General features: G+C 48.4%; 2 protein-coding genes. Both read left to right on the top strand.

Translation table 11 applies throughout. The annotated features are described in order from the left end of the window. A partial coding sequence (locus WBV27_RS11705; protein ID WP_424202268.1) for a PRD domain-containing protein occupies positions 1-1926 on the top strand: 1926 nt, incomplete at its 5' end. Between the two features lie 141 nt (positions 1927-2067). Next, complete coding sequence (locus WBV27_RS11700; protein WP_424202266.1) at positions 2068-2415, top strand: PTS lactose/cellobiose transporter subunit IIA; 348 nt, start codon at positions 2068-2070, stop codon at positions 2413-2415. The last annotated feature ends 43 nt before the right edge of the window (positions 2416-2458 follow it).

Here is a 2458-nt window from a genome sequence, read left to right as displayed (position 1 = left end):
GAAGTCGATCAGTTGGGAGTGCCGATGTATTTCAGCAAGAATGCGCTGAAAGCTTTTCTGCATTACAAATGCGAATTGAACATCGGGCAATTCAAAGCGGATATCCGGATCGCTTTCGCGAAAAGCTATGCCCGTTTCTTGGCAGTCAAAGAAAATTATCTGAAAGTCAGCAGCAAAGATCTGCCGGATTACATCCGGGCGGGTCTGCTCAGCAATGCGGACCACCGTCAGATGTGGTCGAAATACGAAGGGACGAACCGACAGGCAATCCAATATCTTCCTTCTGACAATACCGTTCCGGAAGTGAACAGCGAGCCGAGCGAAAGCACCATTTATCGGGAAATGAATACACGCTACCGGGAATTGGAGCAGAAAAAAACCAGTGCGGATGAGATCCAAAAAGCGATGGAGCATGATCTGAAGACGTATTTCAAGTTGACTGGAGAAAAGGAACAACGCTTCTGCAACAAGGAAAATTTGATTGCGCTTGTGCCTGACAACATCATCAAGGAACTGGAAAAAATCCTCCGCCATGTCACGATCAAGACCGGCAAAGTGATGAGCGATAAGGTGTTCCAGATGATGGCGATCCATATCTACAACCTTGTGAAGCGAAGCCAACAGGATCATGTGCTGAAAAACGATATGCATGAAGCGATTATCGACAAATATCCGGAGATGTATGGTGTCGCGAAAGAATGTATGGCCATTTTGGAAGCGGACCTGAGTGTGCGCATTCCGGAAGAGGAAGCGAGTTACTTCATCATGTTCCTGACGCACGATGAGATGGATGCGATCGAAAGATTGGCGAAAGTACAGGTAATCGTGATTGCGCACGGATCAGGGATTGCGTCGGCACTTTGCGACACGGCGAACCAACTGCTGAACCATGAGGGTGCCATCGGGATCAATGCGCGCTTGGATGAGGAGCCCCAGCAAGTGTTCGAAAGGCTGGTCCGCTACATCAAAAACCATCAGATTACGGATGATATCCTGCTGCTGGTGGATATGGGCAGCCTGACGACTTTTGCGGGGGAATTGGAAAAACTATTCCCCTTGAAGGCGGAGTCCATCCCATTGGTGAGCACGATGCATGTCCTTGAGGCGAGCAGAAAAGCGATGATCGGCTGCAGTTTGCGTGAGGTCTACGTCGAAACCCTGAAGGTGAACGATTATATGGACATCTATCAGGACCGGAAGGCATTGGAACAGGTGCAGAAGCCGAAAGTGCGGCCGCAAGCCACCGATTCGTTCCATTTCAGACCGTTGGCGATCATTTCAATCTGCCTGACCGGTGAGGGGACGGCCGTAACGATACGTGACATCATCCGCAAGGAAATTTCCTTCGACGAGAAGGAAATCACGATCGTACCGATCAATCTCGTCGGCAAGGAGAGCATTTATGCGCGCCTTCAGGAATTGACGAAGGAATACGAGATCATCTGTGTCATCAGCACCTTTGCGATCAAAACGGAGTATCCGACCTTTGAACTGTATACGGTCATGAACCGGACGGGACTGCAAAGGATTCAGGACTGCATCGACGAAATCTATACGTATCGTTCGATTAAGGAAACAATCCTGAAGTATTACGACATGCCCGAAATAGAGGAGCTGCTGTCCAGCATTTATCGCTTCAACGATGAAGTGAACGAAATGATGAGCCCTTCCCTGTTCGTGAGCGATAAGATCGGCCTTTCCTTCCATATCATCGGCATGCTGCGCAAAATCAAGCGCAAGGAACAGATCCCGCATTTTGAAAAAGGGATGGTTTCGTTTCCGCAGGACAAATATATCGTTCCCAAAATCAAGAATCTTTTCCTGGATTATTTCCGAGAGCATCTGGAGATGATCAACGAGGACATGCTGAACCATGTCGCCTATGCTTACTTGGCCCGAAGTGTGTCCTACACAGCGAACGGCTGACACACAATTGCATAATTTTAAAAAATCTGTGTCGTTTTGGCGACACAGATTTTTTTGTTGCGCGATACGGTGCGGTTCATGTGTGTTGGTACGATTTTTGCATATAGATAAATGAAAGGATAAAGGACAGGAGGGATTCATTTGGAAGACGAGGAGAAAATCATCATGCAACTGATCATCCATGGGGGAGATGCCCGCGCGTACAGCATGAAAGCCATCCAAGCTGCCGAAAAGGGCGAGTTTATGGAAGCCGACAAACTGATGGGGGAGGCAAGGACTTCCTTGAACAAGGCGCATGATCTGCAAACTACGATCATCCAAGAAGAAATCAGAGGAAAACCGACCAACACTACGCTTCTGATGGTCCATGCACAGGATCATGTGATGAATGCCATGACCGTGAGGGATCTGGCGCAGCACCTGATCCAACTGAGGGAAGAAGTCCATTTGTTCCATACACAAAAAGTGAATCAGGAGGAGATTGCATGACACTATCGATTATGTTGGCCTGTGCGGGAGGTTTCTCGACCAG

This window comes from Trichococcus sp. (assembly GCF_049589555.1).
In the GTDB taxonomy this organism is placed as follows: domain Bacteria; phylum Bacillota; class Bacilli; order Lactobacillales; family Aerococcaceae; genus Trichococcus.
This window is presented reverse-complemented; position numbering and strand designations above follow the sequence as displayed.